The following is a 1,810-nucleotide window of genomic DNA, read 5'->3' on the forward strand; positions in this document are numbered from 1 at the left end:
CTCCCCCGCTGTTCCGCACGAGCTCGGGAGCAGGAGCGGGGCTCCTGCCCCTTCGGGCAGGAAACCGCTTCGCGGGAAAAAGGGAAATCAGGAGAAATATCATGACCGAGACCATCACCATCCCCTTGAACAAGCTGGACGTGGACCCGAAGAACGTCCGTAAAACCTATAGCGCCGAGGGCATCAAGGAACTGGCCGCGACCATCCGAGCCGACGGTTACAGGCTGTTGCAGAACCTCATCGTCAGGAAGGGCGACAAGAAGGGCCGCTATTTCGTGACGGCTGGCGGCCGCCGACGCGCCGCACTCCTCCTTCTTGCCGAGGCGGGCGAGATCGCGAAGGACTTCCCCGTTGAATGTAAGCAGCGTGAGGCCGCGGACGCTACGGCGATAAGCTTGACCGAGAATCTGCATGAGGCCATGCACCCGGCTGACCAGTTCGAGGCATTCAACGCCCTTGCCCAAGAGGGCAAAGCAATCGCTGATATCGCCACTCGTTTCGGGACAACCGAAACCATCGTGCGCAAGCGGCTGGCCTTGGCGCGCGTGTCGCCGGTGCTGTTGCAGATGTTCCGCGACGAGGACATGAGTTTTGCGCAGTTGTCGGCCTTCACCGTCAGCGACGATCACCAGCGGCAGGTTGAGATATGGAGTGCCCTGCCCTCTTGGAACCGTGATGCGTTTTCCATCCGGTGCGCGCTCACCGAGGAATTGGTTGCCGCGACAGACAAGCGTGTCCAGTTCATCGGCGGGCTGGCGGCCTATGAAGCGGCGGGCGGTGCGGTCAAGCGCGACCTGTTCGATGAACGCAACGCCGGTTATGTCACCGATACGGTGCTGCTGGAAAAGCTGGTTGCCGAAAAGCTTGAGGCGGGGGCCGAGGCGGTACGCGCCGAAGGCTGGAAATGGGTGGAGTGCCGCACTTCCATGCCGGAAGGGCTTCACAGCATGGAGCGCCACTATCCCGAAGACGTGAACCTTTCCGAGGAAGATCAGGCAGTGCTCGACGCCGCGCAGGCAGAATATGACGAGCTGGCCGAACTGATCGAGAGCGGTGCCGCAGATGACGAGGCCGAGGCAAAGCTTGAGGAAGTCGAAAAGCGGATTGACGCCCTGACCGCCCACACGGAAGCGTATAGCCCCGAGGCACTGGCGAGCGGCGGCGCTTTCGTCATGCTCGACTATTACGGCAGGCTTTCTATCGAGCGCGGTTTTGTGAAGCCGGACGATGCCGAGGTAACAGACGAGGGCGAGGCCGACGAGGGCTTGCCGAGTATCGCAGGCGAAGCAAAGCCCGCAATTCCGACCGTCACGCATTCGGCGGCTCTGATAGAGGACCTGACGGCCCACAAAACCGCAGCGCTGCGCATTGAACTGGCGAACAATCCTGACGTTGCCCTTGTCGCCGTGGTGCATGCCATGCTGTTGCAAGTGGCTTATCCATACAATTCAGAGCAAAGCGCGCTTCAACTGTCGATCACCCATGAGCGGTTAAAGCCTTCGATGAAGGACGCCGAAAGCTGCAAGGGCCTTGCGGCGTTCAATGACCTGTCCGAAAACTACGGCCATCACCTGCCGGGCAATCCCGCCGATCTGTTCGACTGGCTGCTAGAGCAGCCGCAGGACACGCTGCTTACTCTGCTGGCCTTTGGTGCCGCTCATTCGGTGAACGCGGTGGAGAAGAAGTTCACCGACCGCAAGAAGGGCATTGAGCAGGCCAACCAGCTAGGCCGAGCACTCAATATCGACATGTCCGAGTGGTTCGAGACGACCGGCGACAGCTATTTCAAGCACGTCAACCGGACCACCAT

General features: G+C 60.6%; 1 protein-coding gene. It reads left to right on the top strand.

Annotated features, from left to right (window positions below; genetic code table 11):
- Positions 1–101 precede the first annotated feature (101 nt).
- The coding region (locus EN780_RS33300) for a ParB/RepB/Spo0J family partition protein (protein WP_133372847.1) at positions 102–1,810 on the top strand (1,709 nt) is incomplete at its 3' end.

Source organism: Mesorhizobium sp. M4B.F.Ca.ET.089.01.1.1 (assembly GCF_004022605.1).
Lineage (GTDB): Bacteria > Pseudomonadota > Alphaproteobacteria > Rhizobiales > Rhizobiaceae > Mesorhizobium > Mesorhizobium abyssinicae.